At 67.6% G+C, this 20443-nt stretch carries 14 protein-coding genes; 4 read left to right on the top strand and 10 right to left on the bottom strand.

Annotated elements, in window-relative coordinates:
* Positions 1-5: 5 nt before the first annotated feature.
* Together L0963_RS03130 and L0963_RS03125 are read right to left on the bottom strand one after the other, a co-directional pair.
* Positions 6-668, bottom strand: a complete 663-nt coding sequence (locus L0963_RS03130; RefSeq protein ID WP_062900650.1) for a hypothetical protein — start codon at positions 666-668, stop codon at positions 6-8.
* Positions 668-877, bottom strand: a complete 210-nt coding sequence (locus tag L0963_RS03125; protein WP_003040449.1) for a helix-turn-helix transcriptional regulator — start codon at positions 875-877, stop codon at positions 668-670. The genes L0963_RS03130 and L0963_RS03125 overlap by 1 nt, the downstream gene beginning before the upstream one ends.
* 178 nt (positions 878-1055) lie before the next feature.
* On the opposite strand from L0963_RS03125, the gene L0963_RS03120 reads away from it, so the two are divergent.
* From L0963_RS03120 to L0963_RS19860, 4 genes are all read left to right on the top strand, one after another.
* On the top strand, positions 1056-2369 hold the full coding sequence (locus L0963_RS03120; protein WP_186402613.1) for a M20/M25/M40 family metallo-hydrolase: 1314 nt from the start codon (positions 1056-1058) through the stop codon (positions 2367-2369).
* 92 nt (positions 2370-2461) lie between these two features.
* Positions 2462-3901: an aldehyde dehydrogenase family protein gene (locus L0963_RS03115; RefSeq protein WP_058813093.1), complete on the top strand. Its 1440-nt coding sequence runs from the start codon at positions 2462-2464 to the stop codon at positions 3899-3901.
* A 137-nt stretch (positions 3902-4038) separates the two neighbouring features.
* The gene (argJ, locus tag L0963_RS03110; RefSeq protein ID WP_217372648.1) at positions 4039-5271 is read left to right on the top strand and encodes a bifunctional glutamate N-acetyltransferase/amino-acid acetyltransferase ArgJ; all 1233 of its coding nucleotides are present in this window, start codon (positions 4039-4041) and stop codon (positions 5269-5271) included.
* A 61-nt stretch (positions 5272-5332) separates the two neighbouring features.
* Complete coding sequence (locus L0963_RS19860) at positions 5333-5587, top strand: SEC-C metal-binding domain-containing protein (RefSeq protein ID WP_217372649.1); 255 nt, start codon at positions 5333-5335, stop codon at positions 5585-5587.
* Between the two features lie 48 nt (positions 5588-5635).
* On the opposite strand, the gene trxA is transcribed toward L0963_RS19860, so the two are convergent.
* From trxA to L0963_RS03070, 8 genes are all read right to left on the bottom strand, one after another.
* Positions 5636-5956 (bottom strand): thioredoxin TrxA, encoded by a 321-nt coding sequence (gene trxA, locus L0963_RS03105; RefSeq protein ID WP_003040459.1) that lies wholly within the window; start codon positions 5954-5956, stop codon positions 5636-5638.
* A gap of 41 nt (positions 5957-5997) precedes the next feature.
* A complete protein-coding gene (gene addA, locus L0963_RS03100; RefSeq protein ID WP_217372650.1) occupies positions 5998-9465 on the bottom strand; it encodes a double-strand break repair helicase AddA in 3468 nt (1155 codons plus the stop codon).
* Positions 9462-12422 (bottom strand): double-strand break repair protein AddB, encoded by a 2961-nt coding sequence (gene addB, locus L0963_RS03095; RefSeq protein WP_217372651.1) that lies wholly within the window; start codon positions 12420-12422, stop codon positions 9462-9464. Before addB ends, addA begins: the two co-directional genes overlap by 4 nt.
* Before the next feature lie 124 nt (positions 12423-12546).
* Entirely contained in the window at positions 12547-13266 is a 720-nt protein-coding gene (locus L0963_RS03090; RefSeq protein ID WP_186402609.1) for a nucleotidyltransferase family protein, read from the bottom strand.
* 4 nt (positions 13267-13270) lie between these two features.
* The gene (locus L0963_RS03085) at positions 13271-14263 is read right to left on the bottom strand and encodes an aminoglycoside phosphotransferase family protein (protein WP_234178551.1); all 993 of its coding nucleotides are present in this window, start codon (positions 14261-14263) and stop codon (positions 13271-13273) included.
* The gene (tsaE, locus tag L0963_RS03080; RefSeq protein WP_062900655.1) at positions 14248-14697 is read right to left on the bottom strand and encodes a tRNA (adenosine(37)-N6)-threonylcarbamoyltransferase complex ATPase subunit type 1 TsaE; all 450 of its coding nucleotides are present in this window, start codon (positions 14695-14697) and stop codon (positions 14248-14250) included. Before tsaE ends, L0963_RS03085 begins: the two co-directional genes overlap by 16 nt.
* The gene (locus L0963_RS03075) at positions 14694-17042 is read right to left on the bottom strand and encodes a sensor histidine kinase (protein ID WP_409372277.1); all 2349 of its coding nucleotides are present in this window, start codon (positions 17040-17042) and stop codon (positions 14694-14696) included. Before L0963_RS03075 ends, tsaE begins: the two co-directional genes overlap by 4 nt.
* 188 nt (positions 17043-17230) lie before the next feature.
* Positions 17231-20308: a TonB-dependent receptor domain-containing protein gene (locus L0963_RS03070; protein ID WP_186402607.1), complete on the bottom strand. Its 3078-nt coding sequence runs from the start codon at positions 20306-20308 to the stop codon at positions 17231-17233.
* Positions 20309-20443 lie beyond the last annotated feature (135 nt).

The following is a 20443-nucleotide window of genomic DNA, read 5'->3' as shown; positions in this document are numbered from 1 at the left end:
TGCGCTCAGCGCATCATCAGGCCGCGGCGACCGATCGCCACAAAGGCCCCGACAAGCATCATCGCCGCCAGCGTCGTCACCACGTCGATCGCGGTGAGCGCCGGTCCGAGCCCCAGAAAATCGGCGGCGCCCCAGAGGGTGAGCCCGATCCAGCTCAGGCCGAAGGCCCAATAGCCGCCTTCGATGCCCAATTGGCGGTTAAGCTCGTCATATTGCCACCGCCACGCCCAGCTCGCCGCGACACCGCCCGCAATCACGAGGGCCAGCACCGCCGCGGCCGCCTGCGCCGGAACGGGTCCGGTCGGAAAGGAGGGCGTGCGTGCGAGCGCGAGCGCAAGCAGTGCGGCCCCGATTGCGCCCATGACGATGACCGATCGCCCCATGCCCGCGCGCTCCTCGCGCAGTTCGTCGGCATCGGCGACGTTGAGCAGCCTGGCGCCGGTGCGCGGCACCGCCAGCCCGAAGCCGACAAAGGCCGCCATCAGGAGATAGAGGATGGCGACCCCGGCCAGCGCAACGCGCGATCCGCCCATCGCATCGATGAAATCGGTCCCGGCGACATGCATCAGCCCGGCGACCGTGCCCGCACCGACGATCGCGCCGACCAGCGCCCCGATCCCGCTCTTCTTCCACGCCGCAGCGCTATGTCCGGCCACCATCTTGTCCATCACTCGTCCTCCGGCATCCAATGATCGATAAACAGCTCGCGCACCTCCAGCCCGAACAGCCGGGCCATGCGCAGCGCGAGCGGCAGGCTGGGATCATATTTGTCGGTTTCGACGGCATTGATCGTCTGCCGCGAGACGCCAAGCCGGCGGGCCAGTTCGCCCTGGCTCCACCCCGCCTGCTCGCGGCAATCCCGAACGCGGTTTTGCAATGACCATCCTTTCAGCCTGTCAAACACTCTTTACAGACGCGAAACATATGCTGTCAAACACTCTTTACAGGTCGTGCTCGAGATGGGGATCGGCAAGCGAGCGAATATTGCCGGGCGCGATGGCTTGCGGCGGCGGCCTTCAAGCGGCACAAGGGCGCCGACAAAGGAGATTGTGCAGATGAAATCAGCCCGCTTCGCCGCGTTCGCCGCCCTTGCCGCGCTCGCGCTCGCCCCGGCCGCGCATGCCAAGCTGAGCCCGACCGAAAGCCGGATGGCCGAAACGGTAAAGGCCGAGCAGGAACGGTCGATCGCGCTGCTCGAAAGGCTGGTGAATCAGAACAGTGGTACGTTGAACCTCGCCGGGGTCGAAAAGGTAGCCGAGATGATGCGCTCCGAGCTCGAGCCGCTGGGCTTTACGGTCACCTGGAAACCCACGCCCGAGACGAAGCGCGCCGGCCATCTGATCGCGGTGCACAAGGGGCGTGCCGACGGCAAGAAGATGCTGCTGATCGCGCATCTCGACACGGTGTTCGAACCCGACTCGCCCTTCCAGACCTTCACGCGCAAGGACGGCTGGGGCGAAGGCCCCGGCGCGGGCGACGACAAGGGCGGCATGGTGGTGATCGTCGCGGCGCTGCGCGCGATGAAGGCTGCGGGCACGCTGAAAGACGCCAATATCGAAATCCATATGACCGGCGACGAGGAAGACGCGGGCGATCCGATCGAAAAATCGCGCGCCGACCTGATCACCGCGGGCAAGCGCAGCGACATCGCGCTCGATTTCGAAGGACTTGTCCGCGACAATGGCGCCGATATGGGATCGATCGCCCGCCGCAGTTCGGAAAGCTGGACCGTCACCGCGACGGGCATGAGCGCCCACAGTTCGGGCATCTTCAGCGCCGAGGTCGGCGACGGCGCGATCAACGAGCTGGCACGCATCATCCGCGATTTCCGCACCCAACTGCCCGAACCCAATCTGACCTTCAACGTCGGGCTAATCGCCGGCGGACAGGAAGCGACGCTCGACACCGGCGGTATCCGCGCGACCGCAAACGGCAAGACCAACATCGTCGCCCCGATTGCGGTGGCGCGCGGCGACCTGCGCACCCTGTCGCCCGAACAGTCGGCGCGGGTGAAGGACAAGATGGCGGCGATCGTTGCGCGCCATCTGCCCGGCACCGATGCGAAGCTTGCCTTCGACCCCGGCGCCTATCCGCCGATGGCGCCGACGGCGGGCAACAAGGCGCTGCTCGACCGGCTCAACGGCGTGAACCGCGACATGGGGCTCCCCGAAATGGCCGCGCTCGATCCGCTTAAACGCGGCGCCGGCGACATCAGCTTCGTCGCCGCCGATGTCGATGGCCTTGCCGGGCTCGGCACCTATTCGACCGGCGATCATGCGCCCGGCGAAAGGGTCGAATTGTCCAGCATCGCACGCCAGGCGACGCGCGCTGCGATACTCATGTCACGCATCGCCGCTGAAAAGCGCTGAGCTGGAAGAAATCGCAGCCGACCGCGCTTGATTCGCGCGGCACAGTGATTAGGTAGCAATCCGAGACGGAAGTTTCCGCCGATGGGAGAAAGATGATGAGCGATACCGAAACGCACCTGAAACAGAATTACATCGGCGGCAAATGGGTCGACAGCAAGGGCGGCAAGCTGCACGACGTCATCAACCCGGCGACCGAGGAAGCGGCATCGACCGTCGTGCTCGGCACCGCGGCCGACGTCGACGATGCCGTTGCCGCCGCCAAGGAAGCCTATAAGACCTATTCGCAGACGACGCGGGAGGAGCGCTTGGCGCTGCTCGGCCGTATCGTCGAGGAATATAAGAAGCGCGGCGCCGATCTCGCCAAGTCGATGGCGGCCGAAATGGGCGCACCGGTCAGCTTCGCGGGCACCGCGCAAGTCGGCGCCGGCATCGGCGGCTTCCTCGGCACGATCGAGGCGCTGAAGAATTTCGAGTTCAGCGAACAGCATGGCGCAAACAAGGTCGTCTATGAACCGATCGGCGTCGTCGGGATGATCACCCCCTGGAACTGGCCGCTCAACCAGATTGCGCTCAAGGTCGCGCCCGCGCTCGCCGCCGGCAACACGATGGTGCTGAAGCCGTCGGAAGAATGCCCCGGCAATGCCGTTATTTTCGCCGAAATCCTCGATGCGGCAGGCGTTCCGCCGGGCGTGTTCAACCTGGTTCAGGGTGACGGCCCGACCGTCGGCAATGCGATCAGCGCGCATCCGGGGATCGAAATGGTGAGCTTCACCGGATCGACCCGCGCTGGCATCCTCGTCGCCAAGGCGGCGGCCGACACGGTCAAGCGCGTCCATCAGGAACTGGGCGGCAAGTCGCCGAACATCGTCCTGCCCGACGCCGATCTGGCCCAGGTCCTGCCCCCGACGGTGCAGGGCGTGCTCGTCAACACTGGTCAGAGCTGTATCGCCCCGACGCGTATTCTGGTCCACAAGGACCGCAAGGAAGAGGCCGTCGGCGTCATCAAGGCGATGTTCGACGGAACGCAGGTTGGCGATCCGGCGCAGGAAGGGGGGCATATCGGCCCCGTCGTCAACAAGGCGCAGTTCGAAAAGATCCAGGGCCTGATCCAGTCGGCGATCGACGAGGGCGCAACGCTCGAAACCGGCGGCACCGGCCTGCCCGCGAACGTCAACCGCGGCTATTTCATCAAGCCGACCGTCTTCTCGGGCGTCACGCCCGACATGCGGATCGCCAAGGAAGAAGTGTTCGGCCCCGTTGCGACGATCATGGAATATTCCAGCCTCGACGAAGCGGTCGATATCGCTAACGACACCGAATATGGCTTGTCGGCCGTGGTATCGGGCGATCCGTCCAAGGCCGCCGAGGTGGCACCGAAGCTGCGCGCCGGCATGGTCGCTGTCAACGCCTGGGGCCCCGGACCGGGCGCGCCCTTCGGCGGTTACAAGGCGTCGGGCAATGGCCGCGAAGGCGGTCTGTTCGGCCTCAAGGACTTCATGGAAGTCAAGGCGATCAGCGGCATCCCGGCGTAAGCCGGACGATCCTCCTTGTGGCGACGCCGCGGGGAGGACGACCGCCGGGAAGCGCTCGTCGCTGAACTCCGGCAGCAAAGCCCCTTCCGTTCGCGGGAGGGGTTTTTCTTTGCCCCCCCAACGGCTATGCGCGCGCCATGACTGATCGCTCGCCGCTCGCGCCCGCTGCCTTCCCCGCCCTGCCCGAAATTGCCGGGGTGACGCGCCGTATCGCGCGCGCGCACTACAAAAATTGGGACCGCTGCGACCTCACCTATGTCGAACTGGCGCCGGGTACCGTCGTCGCGGGCGTGACGACGCAGAATGTCTGCTGTTCGACCGAGGTCGAAATGTGCCGCGAGGGCATCGCGCACGGCCGCGCCCGCGCGCTGATCGTCAATGCGGGCAATTCGAACGCCTTCACCGGCTATCGCGGACGCGAGGCGGTCGAGCAGATCGTCGATCAGGTCGCTGCGCATCTGGCGTGCGATCCGAGGGAAGTCTTCGTCTGTTCGACGGGCGTGATCGGCGTGCCGCTGCCCAAGGACAAGGCGCACGCCGGCGTCGCCAAGGTCATCGGCTTCGACACGCCGAGCGCAAGCTGGGAAGAAGCGGCGCAGACGATCACCACCACCGACACCTTCCCGAAGGGCGCGGCGGCAAGCGCGGTCGTCGGCGGCGCCACGGTGCAAGTCGCGGGGATCGTCAAGGGATCGGGGATGATCGCGCCCGACATGGCGACGATGCTCGGCTATCTTTTCACCGATGCCGCGGTGGCGCCCGATCTGTTGCAAGCGATGCTGAGCGACGCGACCGCGGGGAGTTTCAACGCGATCACGGTCGACAGCGACACGTCGACCAGCGACACGGTGCTGTTGTTCGCGACCGGGCGGGCGGGCAATCCGGTGCTGACGACGCGCGACGATCCGGGCGCCGACGCGCTTTATGCGGCAATCCAAAGCGTTGCGCTCGACCTTGCGCAGCTTGTCGTGCGCGACGGCGAAGGTGCGTCGAAATTCATCGAAATTACGGTGACCGGCGCGGTCAGCGATGCCAGCGCCAAGCGCGTCGCGCTGTCGATCGCCAATTCGCCGCTGGTCAAGACCGCGATCGCGGGCGAGGATGCCAATTGGGGCCGCGTCGTGATGGCGGTGGGCAAGGCAGGCGAACCTGCCGACCGCGACCGGCTGGCAATCCGCTTCGGCGACCATTGGGTCGCGAAGGACGGGCTACCCGTCGACGGCTATGACGAGGGCCCCGTTGCGGCGCATCTGAAGGGCCAGGACATTCGCGTCGGCGCCGACCTCGGCCTCGGCGACGGGCGCGCGACCGTTTGGACCTGCGACCTGACCCACGGCTATATCAGCATCAACGCCGACTACCGGAGTTGACCGCGATCTTTTAGATCCGCCCACTGCGCGCAATCAGGTGCGCCGACCACAGGAGGCCGTCATGGTACGGCAAAAAGACTTCGCCGACCTGCCTTGCTTTCGAGACACCTCGAAGCGGCGTAAGGGTTACCCGTCCGAAACGCAGGTCAAGTGTGGTCATCGCTTCGTCCGCGGCGATATCGAACTTATCGAAAAACTCGGCCGAAAAGACCCGTGCCCATGCGGATCAGGCCAGAGGTTTCCGCAATTTCTGCCTCGCTTCGGGCCGGTTTCGATGGCTCCGAACGACACGACTATTGGCGTGACTGACCGATAGAAGGCTCCCCCCGACACCGATTACTCGGCGTCGGGGGGCTAGCTAAAATCAAAGCGCGCCTTCGAGCCAGCCCTTAAGCGCGCTCTTCGGTGCGGCGCCGACCTTGGTGTCGGCGATCTGGCCATTCTTGAACAGGATCATCGTCGGGATGCCGCGCACGCCATATTTGCTCGGCGCGTCGGGATGGTCGTCGATGTTCAGCTTGGCGATCACCACCTTGCCGGCGAGTTCGTTCGAAATTTCTTCGAGCGACGGGCCGATCATCTTGCACGGACCGCACCATTCGGCCCAGAAATCGACGAGCACGGGGGTGTCGCTGTCGAGGACATCGGCCTGAAAGCTGGCGTCGGTGATTGCCTTGGTTGCCATCGTCTGAACTCCTGAAATTCTGAAAAATCGTTGATGCCAAGCTAGGACGTCGGGGCGCCCGGCTCAAGAGGCGGCGGCGGCAAATTCGCCTTGGCGGCAAGCAAGCCGGGCTTGTGCGGTGCCAGCACGGCATCGTCGAGCGCGATGAGGCGCGGCTCCGCCGTATAGAGCAGCGCCGTTTCGACGCGCCGGCCCGGAAAGATGACCGCCAGCGCATCGCGATAGGCCGCCATCTGGCGCAGATAGGCGGGCGCGACATCGGCCGCGCTCCCGGGTATCCGCCGCCCGGTCTTGTAATCGATCACTGTCACCGCGTCGTCTGTCACGCGCAGCCGGTCGACGATCCCCGCCACGACCATGCCGTCGACCACCGCCGAGAGCGGCACTTCGGCCAGACTGTCGGGGCCGAAGAGTGCGGCGTGCGCCGGATCATCGAGGATGGCGAGCACCTCGTCCGCCATCGCCATACGCGCCGCATCGTCGAGCGTCGGTGCCTGCACCGCGAGCCAGCGCAGCGCCGCCGCGCGCCGCCTATCGGTCGCGACCGGCGGCAGGCGTTCGAACAGCGCGTGGAGCAGCAGGCCGCGCGTCACCGCCGCGACGCGCGCCGCCCCCTGCGGCGGCACCGCGACATCGTCTTCGCCCAGCGCCGAGGGCGCGAGCGGACGCGGCGGGCGCGCCTCCTCGGGCGCCGGGGCGTGGGTCCAGGCGGGCAGCGCGAGCGGCGGCGGTGCGGCGCGCACAGCCGCATCCCTGCGCGCCCATTTGCCGTCATTGATGCGGTGGACACGGCGGCGGCCCCACAGCGGCCCCGCATCCTCCCAATCGCAACCAAGCCCCTCCAGCGCCATCGCGGCCGCGCTGTGCCAGCTTGTCTCGGGCACCGACAGGTCGGGCTTTTTGGTAACGCCCGCGACGATCAGCATCTCTTCGGCGCGGGTCATCGCGACGTAGAACAGCCGCCAATGCTCCTGCGCCGCGGCATCGGCCGCGTCCTGATAGGCCTGCGCCAGCGCACCCTGCCGCTCGTCGGCGGGCATCGCGAAGACGGGCAGCTTTTCCCAGGCGGCGACATCGACGGTGAAGGGACGATGACCGATCGCGGCATCGTCGGTCGCATCGGCGAGAATGACGATCGGCGCCTGCAAGCCCTTCGATCCGTGCACCGTCATCACGCGCACGACGTCGCTGCGCGCTTCGGTCTGCCGCTTGATATCGGCGCTGCTGCCCGCGATCCGGGTCAGAAAGCCGAGTAGCGACACGGTTTCGCGCGCCTCGAACGCCAGCGCCTGGCTCAGCAGTTCGTCGATCGGGTCGCGCGCCTCGCGCCCCAGCCGCGCGTACAGCTTGCGCCGTCCGTCGATCGGCCCTGAGAGGATCGTTTCGAGAAAGCGGAAAGGGGTCGTGAAATCGGCCATGCCGAGCAGTGCGCGCAGCGCCGCCATCGTTGCGGGCGGCATAGTCTCCTCATGGGAGCGCAGATGTTCCCAGATGGCGGCGCGGCCGCGCTTTGCCGTACGCGCGTAAAGCTCGTCCTGCGTCCAGCCGAGCAGCGGCGACACGAGCAGCGCGGCGAGGTTGAGATCGTCGAGCGGCTGCACCGCGAAGCGCATAGCGGCGATCAGATCCTGAACCGCTAGCGGCTGGGTCAGCGCGAAGCGGTCGACGCCCGCGACGGGGACGTGCAGCGTCTGAAGCCGCGCGACGATCCGCGCCGCCAGATCGCGGCGCCGGCGTACGAGGATCATGATATCGCCGGGCCCCACGGGGCGGCCATCCTTGCCGTTCGCGATCCAGTCCTGCACCTCGCCCGCGATCGCCTTGGCCAACCGCATCGAGGCAGGATCGGAGGCGGGGGCGCTGCCGTCCCCCTCGTCCCCGCCGTCCTCCGCGGCTGCGGCATCGATCGCCTTGCCGACGGGCAGCGGCGCCCAGAGTTCGACCTGGCCGGCCTGCGCGCTTCGAAACGGACGGTGTGGCGGCTCTTCGCCGTCGAGTCCCATCGCTATCGTCCCGCCGTCGCCGAGCCAGCGGTCGACGACGTCGAGCACCGCGGGCGTCGAGCGATAGTTGGAAACGAGATCGACCTGGCGGAAGGGCTGGCCGCCCATCTCGCCCATCGCGTGGAACATGTCGCGCGCGTTCGCGAACGCCCTGGGGTCGGTGCCCTGAAAGCCGAAGATCGCCTGCTTGCGGTCGCCGACCGTGAACAGCGTCCGCAGCCGGTCGTCCTTCGCGCTGACGCCCGCGAAAAACTCTTCGGCGAGCGACAGGACAATGCCCCACTGGCGCATGTTCGTATCCTGCGCCTCATCGACGAGGATATGGTCGGTGCGCTGATCGAGCTTGAAGCGCACCCATTCGCCGAAGCTGCTGACACGCAGCAGCGTCCCGGCGAGCGTGATGAGATCGTCGAAATCGGCAAGCCCCGCATCGCGCTTGGCGAGCGCATAGGCTTCGGCAAAGCGCGCGCCAAGCTTCCACCCCGCCGCAAGATCGTCGGCGACGCGCATCGCGGTCGCCGTCGCGCGCAGCCGCCCGGCGGCATCGACGATGCGCACCGCGCTATCGGCACAATCGGTCATCCGGCCCTTATCGCCCGCAAAATCGGCGCGCAGCTCGCCCTTGCCGGTCAGGAAACAGCCGAGCAGTTCGTCGAGCATCGCGGCGCGCGCCGAGGCCTCGGCGATGAGCCAGCCGACCATCTTGTCCGAACAAGCCTCGCCGGTCTTGGTACCCCACGCCGCCCCGCTGGTCGCGACCGCCTTGATATCGGCGTCGGAAATCGCCCCGCCTGCAATTTCGGCAGCGAGCCACGCATCGGGATCGCCGCCCGGCAGGTCGAACGCCGCGCGCAGATCCTGCGCCGCGGGCGGCAACGCGGCGCGCGGGCCACCGAAGACCGCGGCGCAGCTCGACAGGAAGGCAAGCGCGGATTCCTGCCCCAGCCGCCGCGACAGCATCGCCGCAACCGCCCGCAGCGCCTCGCGGTCGGGATCATGCTCGAGCAGATCGCCGAGTATCTGCCGCTTCAGCGCCGCTGCTTCATCTTCCTCGATAGCGCGAAAGCCGGGAAGCAGCTTTGCCTCGAGCGGAAAGCTGGCGAGCAGGGTCTGGCAGAAGCTGTGGATCGTCTGGACGCGGATCGCGCCGCCGGGGCTGTCGATCACTGTCGCGAACAGCGACCGCGCGCGCGTCATCAGCCCCGGCCGCTCCCAGTCGAGCCCCAGCGCGTGGAGATCGAGCCGCAGATCGCCGTCGCTCATCCGCACCCAGGTCGCGAGCCGTTCGTGGATGCGGTGCGCCATTTCGGCAGCGCCCGCCTTGGTGAAGGTGATGCACAGGATCGCCTGCGGCGAAACGCCGTCCAGCATCAGCCGCAGCACGCGCGCCGACAGCACCTGCGTCTTGCCGGTCCCCGCCGATGCGCCGAGCCAGACATGGCTTTCGGGATCGGCGGCGGCGCCCTGCCGCGGGTCGAGGATGGCGAGGCCGGCGCTCTTGCTCACAGCCCGTCCTCCCCGCGCCCGAACCATTCGTCGCGGCGCATGAGCTGGTCAAAATCGCCATAGCCGCGGCCCTCGCCGGGCAAGAAGGGCGCGTCGCCGAGCAAATAATCGCGCGCCAGCCGGGTCAGCGTGTCGGCGGCATGGTCGATCGCCGCCTCGGCGGTCTTGAGCGTGCTGCGCGGGCCATAGCTGTTCGAAATCCGCCCCGCACCGTCGGCGCGGCGATCGGGACGCAAGCTCCAATATTCGAGCGCCACGACGGGGGCGGCATCGATACCCTCCATCGCCCCTTCGCGCGCAAGCAGGCCGAGCAGCCCGAGCTGATTGTCGAGCCCGTCGGCGGCGGCCTGCGCGCTCGGCGCGCCGCCCGATTTATAATCGATGATGGCAAGGCCATCGGGGCCGCGGTCGATGCGGTCGGCCTTGCCATGCAGCGTGATGCCGTCGTCGGTCCGTTCGCCCCGCGCCTCGACTGCGACCGGCTTGCGCTCGGCCTCCCAAACCTGCTCCGCAGCCCAGCGCAGCGCGGGTGCGATACGCGGCAGCCAGAAGGCGCGCGCAAGCCCGTCGAGCGCGGGATCGGCGGCGAGCGCGGCCAGTTCTGCCTCGAACGCGTCGCGCGTGGCGCCGCCGCGCACCCAATCCTCGAACAATTTATGCACCCGCGTGCCGCGCCAGCGCGGATCGGGAGCGGCGCTCAATGGATCGAGCGCCGAAAGGCCGAGCATCCGGTCGGCATAAAAGGCAAAGGGATCGCGCGCGAGCTTGTCGACGCCGGTGACGCTGATCCAGCGCGGACGGTCGGCAGCGGGCGGCTGCGGCGCCGGACGACCGGCGGGCTGCGCGCCGCCCGGCGGCAGGTCGATTTCGGCGGCAAGGCGCGTGAGCGGCACCCCGCCCGGTGCGGGTTCGGGAAGCTCGCCCGCAAGCGCCGCGAGCCGTAGCCAGAAGCGCGAGGCGACGGCGGGATCGCCGCCGCTGCGCTGCGCGCGCGTGACGACGATCTTTCCGCCTCCGAGCGCGCCCACGAAATCATGCGCCGCCATCCCCTGCTGCCGTTCGGGCGCGGCAAGACCGAGCAGACGGCGGATACCGGGCGCGAGCCACGGGTCGGGTTGCGTCGCGGCGGGCCAGCGCCCTTCGTCGAGTCCGCCGAGAATCATCAGGTCGGCCCGCTGCAACCGCGCCTCAAGCAAGCCCCAGATGAACAGGCGCGGATGCCCGCCATAGGGCGGACGCACGCTCGCTTGCCCAAGCAATTGCCCGAGCATCGCGGGAAAATCGGCAGGATCGACAAGCGCCGGCCCGGCGCCGCGCGCCAGCGCCCACTGGTCGAACAGTTCGGCGAGCATCCGGCCCGCCGGCCCCGCCCACACCGCGTCGCCTGCCAGCCATTCGGCAGCGCGCTGCAACGCCGCGAGCAGGTCGGCGGGCGGCGCCGGCCCGGCACCAAAGGGCACGAGCGCGGCGGCGAGTTCGGTCGAAACACGCGTCCACCAGGGCGCCATCTGGACCACAATGGCATGACCGCGCGCCTTGGGATCGGCAGCGCGCGCCGCAATGCGCGCGCTCACCCCGTCCCATCCCGGAAGCAGTCCGGGCTCACGCAGCGTCAGGTCGAGCCGCCGCACCTCGTCGAGCCACATGGTGCGCTCCCCTCCCGCACGCACGAGCGGATGGCCGAGCAGCGCCACCAACGCGACCGGATCGAAGGCGGCAGCCAGGTCGGCAAGCAGCAGCAACAGCGCGCCCGGCGCGGTGCGCGACAGCGGTTGGCCGGCGCTGTCATCGACACTGATGCCCCAGCGCGTCAGCGCGGCGGCGACGCGCTCGGCGAGCGCGCGGTCGGGGGTTAGGAGGGCGGCCGTGCGCCCCGGCGTCTCGATCGCCTCGCGCATCAGCAGGGCGATTCCCTGCGCCTCCTGCCCGTCGTCGGCGAAGACGGCGCCCGACAGGCCGGCAACCGCCGCCGACAGATCGCCCGCCGCCTGCCACTGGGTGCTGTAGTCCGCGGGCGCGAAGAGCAGCGACGCGAAGGGCGTCCGCGCTTCGGGGCCATCGTGCGGCGATGCGGCATCCCATGGCTGCACTTCATCACGAGCAACGCCCATGCGATCGAGCAGCAGCTTCAGATGATATTGCGGATGCGTTTCGAGCGGGCGCCGATCGTCATCCGCATCGGGCCGCGTCGGGCCGAGCGCATCCCATTCATCCGCCGCCATCACCTGATCGAGCCCGGGCAGCACGACCATGCCGCGCGTCATATCGGTCACGGTGCGGAGCAACCGCGCGATGGCAGGAGCAGCGGTGGTAACGCCCGCCGCGACGACGAAGCGCGCCGGCGGCGCCGCACGCCATCCCGCGGCAACGCGATCGAGAAGCAAGTTGCGGCGCGCCGCGCGGTCGATCGCGCCGGTCCTGGCAAGCGTGGCCGGCCATTCATCGACCAGCAGCCGCAGTCGCGATAGCGACGCCCGCCAATGGTCGGCAAAGGCGCCGAGATCGAGGTCGACGAGCGCCGAAACCGGCACCTCTTCATAATGAAGCTGGTCGATCACGCGGCCGAGTCCGTCGGCAAGCTGGAACGCCGCTGCGCCGGTGATTGCCGGTTCGCCCGGCGGCGTATGCCGCTCGATGAGTTCGGCGAGCAGCAGGCGCCGGTGCAGCGGATCGATAGCAGGCGGCAGCGGATCGTCGTCGATCGCATCGAGCGACAGCGCGACCGATTCGTCGAGATCGGTATCGCCGATCACCGCCAGCCGCGGCATGAGAAGCCCCTGCCCGCCCGCGCGGACGAACGCCGCCTGCACCGCGCTGCGCGCCCGATTGCTCGGCAGCAGGATCAGGCCGTGCGCCAATCCCAGCGCGCCGTCGTCGAAGCGCGCGATTACCCCGGCGGCGAGCGCGTCGGCGAAGGCCCGATGAATCGGGATGGAATAGAGGGTGGGTTTGGACATCTCCGTCATTGCGAGCGCAGCGAAGCAATCCAAGGCGGCTTACGCAAGCTCTGGATTGCTTCGCGCAGTTCGTCCCGAACGCCTGCAAAGCAGTCGAAGGGCTCGAAATGGCTGCGGAAAGGAATCAAACCTCGCTCAGCGCCGCTTCGGTCGGTGCAATGCTGGCGGGGGTGCCGACGTCGAACCATTGCCCCATGTGCGACAGGCCATAAAGCCGCCCCGCCGCGATCGCGCGGTCCCACAACAGGTTCGTCGAAAAGGGCCCTTCGGGCGCGCCAACGAGCAGGCGCGGCGAAATGAGCTGGATTCCGGTATAGACGAAAGGCGCGACACGGCCGGGCTTGCGCCGCGACAGCTTGCCGCCCGGGTCCATGTGAAAATCGCCCTTGCCACCGTGTCCCGTCGCACTCGCCTGACGGATCACGAGGAGCAGCGCATCCATCCGATCGCCGTCCCAGTGGCGCGCCAGATTACGGATGCTGTCCTGCGGCCCGTCGGTCCAGATATTGTCGCTGTTGACGACCAGGATCGGATCGCCCTTGAGCAGCGGCAGCGCCTTGACCATGCCGCCACCGGTTTCGAGCAGTTCGCCGCGCTCGTCCGAAACCGCCAGGGTAAAGGATCGCTTCTGCTTTGCGAGATGCGCCTCGAGCGCGTCGGCGAGATAATGGACGTTGACGACGACATGGCCGATCCCCGCCGCCTCGATCCGGTCGAGGCTATGGTCGATCAGCGGCTTGCCGGCCACGCGCACCAGCGGCTTGGGCCGCGTCGCGGTGAGCGGGCGCATCCGCTTGCCGATCCCCGCAGCCATCACCATCGCGCTTTCGATCGTCGCGCTCATGCCGTCACTCGCTCCACGCCGCCGCGCGCTTGGCGGCGGGCACATTGTCGTCGAACCATTTTTTGACCGGTGCGAGCACCGGATGCGCAAGGTCGCGTTCGAGCAGACCCCACATGCGCGGCTGGAACTGGCGGTATCCGGGCTTGCCGTCGCGCTTCCACAAGCGCACGAAAACGCCCAGGATGCGCGTGTTGCGCTGCGCCGCGAGCGCCCAATAGGCAGCGCGGAACGCCGTACCCTGTCCCGTCGCAGCGACATAGCGATCGAGCATTGCCGCCTCGACCATCGGGGTCACGTCGCGGCGCGCGTCCTCGAGCACCGAGGCAAGGTCATAGGCGGGATGGCCGACCAGCGCGTCCTGAAAATCGAGCAGGCCGAAATGTTCAATGCCGCTGCGTCCATCGACGAGCATGATATTTTCAGCATGAAAGTCGCGCAGTACGGTGACACGCGGCAAGCCGTCCTGCTCGACGGGCGCCAGCGCCGCCTGCCACGCCGCGCGAAATCCGTCGCGATCGACGGCAAGGTCCAGCGCGGGGCAGTACCAGTCGGTGAACAGCATCACCTCGTCCAGCCATTGTTCGATGCCGTGGACGGGCAGCCCCGGCATCGCGGGGCGCGCGTGCAGATGGACGAGCAGGTCGGTGACCCCGGCGTAGAATTCGGCCTCCGCCGCCGGGCGCGCGTCGAGCGTTTCGCGCAGCCGCACGTCGCCGAAATCCTCGATCAGCAGCAGGCCCCGCGCCAGATCGCGGGCGAGGATCGCGGGCGCGGTCATCCCCTGTTCGCACAGCCATTCGGCGACCGCGATGAAGGGGCGCGGGTCTTCGTGCGGCGGCGGCGCATCCATCAGCACCGCCTGCCGCCCCTCACCGACAACGCGGAAATAGCGGCGGAACGAGGCATCGCCCGCGAGCGGCAGAATGCGGGCATCGCCCCAGCCATGCGCGGCAAGAAAGGCGGGCGCATGGTCGGGCGGAATCATCTGAGCGGCCATCGCGCTTCCCAAGCGGGCGGCACCGCCGCTGTCAAGACGCGCGCATCGCCCCCTCCCGAAATCGTCAGCGCCAGCGCGTCGGGCCATGCCTGGGCGCCCAATCGTTCGGGCCATTCGATCAGCAGCGCGCCGTCGTAGAGATAATCGTCGAGGCCGAGTTCGATCAGTTCATCCTCTCCGTCGATGCGATAGAGATCGACATGCGCGATCGGCAGATCGACTTCGGGCGGGGCGTAGGGCTGGACGATCGCGAAGGTCGGGCTCGGCGCCTCGCCCGCCAGACCGCGCGCTTTGAGCATCGCGCGCGCCAGCGTCGTCTTGCCCGCGCCGAGGTCGCCCGACAACAGCACGACATCGCCGGGCCTCAGCGCGGCGCCGATGGCGGCACCGATGCGATCGGCGTCTTCGAGATCATAGGCGCAGCTGAAGCTCATCCGCGCGGCAGGGTGACGCGGACCAGCGTGCCCTGTCCCTTTTCGCTGAGCACCTCCATCGTGCCGCCGTGCGCGGCAACGAGCTGGCGCGCGAGCGCGAGGCCGATGCCGCCGGTCTGCGTACCCGCCTGCTGCCCCTTCGTCACCGCGGCGACCGCATCGGGCATGCCGGGGCCGTTGTCCGACACGACGATCTCCACTCCGCGCGCGTCGCCGTCGGCGTGGAGCAGCACGCGCCCGCCGCTGCGCTTGGCCGGGGCAGTAAAGCGGATCGCATTGTCGAGCAGCCCGCCCACGACCCGCGACAGGCGCGGCGCATCGCCTTCGATACTGCCAAGATTGTCGGACAGATTGCCGACGAGTTCGATGTTTTCGGTCTCGGCGAACGGAGCCGCGTCGGCGAGCGCCTTGCCGAGCAGCGCGCGGACGTCGACCGGCGCGCGTTCGACCGCCAGCGTCCCCGCCTCGCCCTGCGCGAGGTCGAGCACATTGTCGATCTGGCGGCCGAGCACCGCGACCGAATCCATGATCGCGTCGACATAGGAGCGCGCGGCAGGCGGAAGTTCGCCCGCATAACCCGCCTGCAGCATCTCGCCGAAGCCGCCGATCGAGGTCAGCGGCGTGCGCAGTTCGTAACTCATCCGCGACAGAAAGGCGGTCTTGACCTTGTCCGCCGCTTCGAGCGCCTCGTTGCGTTCGCGCAGCGCGCCCTCCATCTTCCGGCTGGCGGTGATGTCGAGCATGATGAGCAGCGCATTGCCGTCGGGCAGCGGGATCGAGGCGAAATCGAAATGGCGCCCGTCCTTGAACCGGATTTCGCCCGCGCGCTGCGTCCGCTCGAGCGTCGCGGCGCGGATCACTTCCTGGACGATGCTGATCTGGTTGGGCTTGGCGAGCCGGTCGGCGAGGCCGTTCATCAGCACATCGACGCGCGGATGCGCCGCAAGGGTCGATTCATCGACGCCCCACAGGCGGCGGAAGCGCTGGTTCCACAGATGCAGGCGGCCATCGGGAGCGAAGACCGCGATCGCCTCGAACAGATTGTCGAAGGTTGCGGTGCGCACGCGCAGCAACGTGTCGCGCGTCGAGGCCAGTTGCACCTGCTCGGTGCGATCCTCGGCGATCAGCAGCAGGCCGCCGTCGGGGGTCGGCTGGGCGACGACGTGCAGATGGGTGCCGTCGCGCAGGCGCCATTCCTCCTCGCTCGCGTGCGGCAGCGCGAACCAGTCGACATGCGCCTGCCGCCATTCGGGATAGTCGCGCACCTCGGGCGTCCGGCCGCCCTCACGCCATGCATCGAGCAACCGCGCGAGCGCCCGGCCTTCGGACACATCCTCGGCCGTCACGTCGAACAGCCGGCGAAAGGGCTGGTTCGCAAAGACAAGGCCATGATCGGGGCCGAACTGTGCCACCGCCGCCGACAGCCGGTCGAGCAATTCGCGCTGCGTATCGACGAAGCGGCGGTGCGCGCCGCGCTCGCTCTCCAGCTCCTGAATATCGATCGCATAGCCCGCGATGCCGATGACGCGGCCGCCCTCGGGCGCCAGCGGCACGTCGACGACCCGCATGATCCGGCGCTCGCCCTCGATCGTCACCGGGACGGTGCGCATATGCGCCGAGCCCGCGGCACGCGCCGCTTCGGCCGCGTCGGTCGCGCTGACCCCGGCGATCGGCTCGCACAATTCGGTGCCATCCTCGATCACCCGCGCCGCACTTTTCGCCTCGACCGCCCGGACATAGGCGGTGTTGACGAGCGCGAGGCGAAGATCGGGTTCGCGGAACCACATCGGAAACGGCGCCGCCTCGATCAGTCCCGACAGCGCCTCGAACGCCGCCATCGCCTCGTCGCGCTCGATCCGCGCCTTGGCGAGCGATTGCTGGCCGTCGGTCGCATCGCTGAGCCACAGCAGAACGCTGCCCGGTCCGCCGACCGACTGCGGCGCCGCCACGCCCTGACAGACGATCGTACGGTTGCTGCCCTGCGGACGCAGGCTGAGCGTGAAGGGTTTGGCACCGCGCTGGGCGCCGAGGATCGCCTGGCGCAACGCTTCGTGCGCCTGCGCGTCGAGCCCGGCGCCGAGTCCGCGAAGCTCGTCGAAACTGCGCGGTCCGGCATCGAGCCCGAGCCAGCGGCCGAGCCGCTCGCTCGCCTCGATGCGCCAGTCGCCGCGCACCACGACGGGCAGATAGGGCGACGCTTCGAGCAGGCTGGCGAGGCGTTCGGTCTGCCCGGCGACGAACGCCGAGCGCCGCTGCATCGCAACCCCGCGCCCGACCGCCCACAGCCCAGCGACCAGCCAGAGCGCGGCGAACAGGCCGAGCGCGAAGAGCAAGCCCGCGCTCATCGGCACGGGCATCGCGCCGATCGAAGCAAGAGGACGACAGGGACGCCGGATATCATCCGTCTGCCCCTATCGACTGCGCAGCCTCTATTCAATCGTCCGCCGCACAGGCACGGCGGAACAGGACGCCGGAAGGCCTCGTCCGGTCGAATATCCCCCGCACCCCGCGCGGATTGCGCGCCGGTACGCGGTCAGAATTTTGCCGTCGCCGATGCGCGGAAATAGCGTCCTAAAATGCCCGAATAATAGGTGATCGTGCCATTGGCCGCCGGCGCCGGGAACGGCGGTTTTGCGTCGAAGACATTGTCGACGATCAGGCGCAACGAAAACTGCTTCGACACGTCGACGCCGAGCGAGGCGTTGAACAGCCACCACGAGCCGACACCGCTATATTCCAGCGCGTTGGGCGCCGCGTCGGCGTTCCACACACTCTTGCCATAATATTGCGTTTGCCAGAGCAGATTTACCGGGCCGCGATCGACCGTGACATTCGCGGTGAACGAATGTTTGGGATTGCCGATTTCGCCGCGCGCGGTGTCGATATCGCCGGTTCCGACGCGCGTTTCGAGCTTGTCGAGATAGAAGTAATTGAGCGACAGGCCGAGCGCCGTGTCCGCCGCAATCTCGCGCCGATAGGCGATTTCGGCGGTCAGGCCGCGGAAGTCCATCGACGCCGCATTGGCATAGCCGGTGCGCACGAAAGTCACTTGCCCGCCCGGATCGCGGTCGATCTGGCCACAAACCGTCGCCGGATAGGCGACCGCATCATAGCAAGCGTCGAGCGTCTGGCCGGCACCGAGCAATATTATCGCATCGCGCAGCCGGATATCGACCCAGTCGGCGGTGATCGTCAGACCAGGCACGAAGCGCGGGCGGACAATCGCGCCGACGGTCCAGCTGTCGGCGCGCTCGTTCTTGAGTGCGGCATTGCCCGAAACCGAGATCGGCGCCGTGAATCCGACGATGTTCGACGTGAAGGCATCGGGGTTCGCTATCCCCCCGGCAATGCAGTTTGCGCGCCGCTGCGCCGGGTTCGGTCCCGAATTGACGAAGCGGCGATCGCACGGATCATTGGCCGTTGCAAAGGCCAGCGACGTCGGGCTGAAGCTTTCGGTGATCGCGGGCGCGCGCACCGAGCGGGTGAAATTGCCGCGGATTGTCACATCGGCGACCGGCGACAATCGTCCGCCCGCGGTCCACGTCCAGTCGCCCCCCGCTGCCGAATGATCGATATAGCGCGCCGCGCCGTCGAGTTCGAACGCATTGACGAAGCTGTCCATCCCCGGCGTAACGACCGGAATCTTGAGCTCGCCGGAAAATTCATTCGTCGTGAAGCTGCCCCGCACCGGATCGATCGGGATGCTGCGGCCAAACGGCATCCGGAATCCGCCCCCGACATCCTCGCCATAATAATAGGCGCCGGGGTCGAAAGCGGTCTTCTCGTGCCGATGTTCATAGCCGAGCGAGGCGATGACATCGCCGCCGGGCAGCTGGAACAGCGGCCCGTTGACCGACGCGCTCAGCACGAACTGCGAATTGGTCGCGGTCGGATCGGCGATCGTCGTCACATAATCGAGCGCAGCCTGGCTGAAGCGGCCGACACCGAACAGGTCGAGCGGCGCGCAGGTGGCATTTAGCGTCGCGATGTTCGCGTTGCTGTATCCGGGGCGGCAGATGATATTGCCGTTGGCGGCACCGCCGCCGAACACACCCTCATCGACGGCATCGACCGCGTTGAGGAAATTCTGCTGCACCAGCACACGTTCACGCCCACGCGTTTTGGAATGGCCGTAGTTGGCCGAGACATCCCATTTGTAGATCCGGTCGCCGACGCCGAGTTCGCCGTCGAGCCCGGTGACGAAGCGATAGAGTTCGACCGTCGTGTCGGCGCGGCCCGTCGTCAGGTCGGTATTGGCACGGGCCATCAGAAAGCTGTCGGGAGCCGTCGCAAAATCGGGATTGCCGTCGCCGTCGGCATCGATCGGAATCCCGCCGAGCAGACCATAGGCGGCCAGATTGTCACGGATTGTCGCCCGGTCGGCGTCGTTCAGATAGGGATTGTCGAGGCTGAGCACCAGATTGCCGTTCGGCGACGTTCCCGGTCCGGCCAGCGCCGTGTTATACAGCGGCTGGGCCGCGATGTTCGTCCCTTTGCTGTGCGCATACCAGCCCTCGCCGAACCAGCGGACCGTGTCGCTCAGGTCGAAACTGCCGAGCGCGGTTGCGAGATAGCGGTCATTGTTCGTCGAGAGATTGCCATAATCTTTCGTCGCGAAGCCGTTGCCCCCCGAGCTTTCGAACAGGCTGCCCGTGCGCGTCCCGAAGTCGAGCGGGACGAGCCGGCCCGCGTCGTTGAACGTCAGGACATTGCCCGATGCATCGAAAATTCCGCCGAATTCGGGGATGCTGTCGAAGGCAAGCGGTACCCCGCTATTTGTAAAAACGTTGAGCCGCTGATCATAATAGAGCTGTTGCTGAAAGGGTGAGGCCGGATCGGCGGCGGTCGTGAAGAAGGGGCCGGCGGCGCTCGTCAGAAAGCGATCGCCCGTGGCGAGGCCGCGTGCGCGATTCCATTCGCCGCTCAGCGTGATATGGCCCCGCCCGTCAGCAAAATCGGCGCCCCAGATGACGCTGATGCGATAATCCGGCGCGTCGCCGCGCTGCGACACGCCCGCCTGGCCTTTTATTTCAAGCCCGTCGAAATCCCGCTTGAGGATGATGTTGACGGTGCCCGCGATCGCATCGGAGCCATAGATGGGTGCGCCGCCGACCGCGACCGTTTCGATGCGATCGACCAGCGTTTCGGGGATGACGTTAAGGTCAACCTGACTGCCCGGCCCCGCCGGCCCGAATACCGAGGCGGTATTGGACGACACGAAGCGCCGACCGTTCACCAGCGTCAACGTGCGCTGGCTGCCCAGCGAAAAGAAATCGACAAAGGTCTGCCCCGAACCGAACGGCCCCTCCTGCGCACCGACATTGCTGTTGCCGGGAACGCCGAAGGCGGCAATTTCCGACAGCGCCTGCGCGACATTGGTATAGCCGCGGCGGTCGATCTGGTCGGAGGTGGTGACAAGCGTCGGCTGGATCGTGTCCGCATCGGTGCGCGCAATGCGCGACCCGGTGACGATGATCTGTGTACTGCTGTCGGCGTCCGCCGACGCATCCGGCACAACATCCTGCGCCGCAGCCGGCGCGGCGGCCGCCAGAATAGCCAGCGCGGACAGGCCGCCATAAAGCCCTGCTCGCATCGCGCGCACGGTAATCATTCCGGGAACTCCCTCGTTTAAGCGATGCCCCCCGGCTGCACCAAAATCTGAATCGAGCGAGCGTTGCCCCGAACCCCCAAAAGCAAAGGGCCACGCCCCCATCCGGTCTCCGGACGGCAGCGCGACCCTACAGTC

The sequence above is a fragment of the Sphingopyxis sp. NFH-91 genome, assembly GCF_021401285.1.
Classification (GTDB): domain Bacteria; phylum Pseudomonadota; class Alphaproteobacteria; order Sphingomonadales; family Sphingomonadaceae; genus Sphingopyxis; species Sphingopyxis terrae_A.
This window is presented reverse-complemented; position numbering and strand designations above follow the sequence as displayed.

Excerpts from the sequence above, each read along its gene's own strand:
- L0963_RS03130 (WP_062900650.1), bottom strand. The coding sequence starts at position 668 with ATGGACAAGATGGTGGCCGGACATAGCGCTGCGGCGTGGAAGAAGAGC.
- L0963_RS03075 (WP_409372277.1), bottom strand. The coding sequence starts at position 17,042 with ATGAGCGCGGGCTTGCTCTTCGCGCTCGGCCTGTTCGCCGCGCTCTGG.
- argJ (WP_217372648.1), top strand. The coding sequence starts at position 4,039 with ATGACTGATCGCTCGCCGCTCGCGCCCGCTGCCTTCCCCGCCCTGCCC.
- addB (WP_217372651.1), bottom strand. The coding sequence starts at position 12,422 with ATGTCCAAACCCACCCTCTATTCCATCCCGATTCATCGGGCCTTCGCC.
- L0963_RS19860 (WP_217372649.1), top strand. The coding sequence starts at position 5,333 with ATGGTACGGCAAAAAGACTTCGCCGACCTGCCTTGCTTTCGAGACACC.
- L0963_RS03115 (WP_058813093.1), top strand. The coding sequence starts at position 2,462 with ATGATGAGCGATACCGAAACGCACCTGAAACAGAATTACATCGGCGGC.
- trxA (WP_003040459.1), bottom strand. The coding sequence starts at position 5,956 with ATGGCAACCAAGGCAATCACCGACGCCAGCTTTCAGGCCGATGTCCTC.
- tsaE (WP_062900655.1), bottom strand. The coding sequence starts at position 14,697 with ATGAGCTTCAGCTGCGCCTATGATCTCGAAGACGCCGATCGCATCGGT.
- L0963_RS03085 (WP_234178551.1), bottom strand. The coding sequence starts at position 14,263 with ATGGCCGCTCAGATGATTCCGCCCGACCATGCGCCCGCCTTTCTTGCC.
- L0963_RS03090 (WP_186402609.1), bottom strand. The coding sequence starts at position 13,266 with ATGAGCGCGACGATCGAAAGCGCGATGGTGATGGCTGCGGGGATCGGC.
- L0963_RS03120 (WP_186402613.1), top strand. The coding sequence starts at position 1,056 with ATGAAATCAGCCCGCTTCGCCGCGTTCGCCGCCCTTGCCGCGCTCGCG.
- L0963_RS03070 (WP_186402607.1), bottom strand. The coding sequence starts at position 20,308 with ATGATTACCGTGCGCGCGATGCGAGCAGGGCTTTATGGCGGCCTGTCC.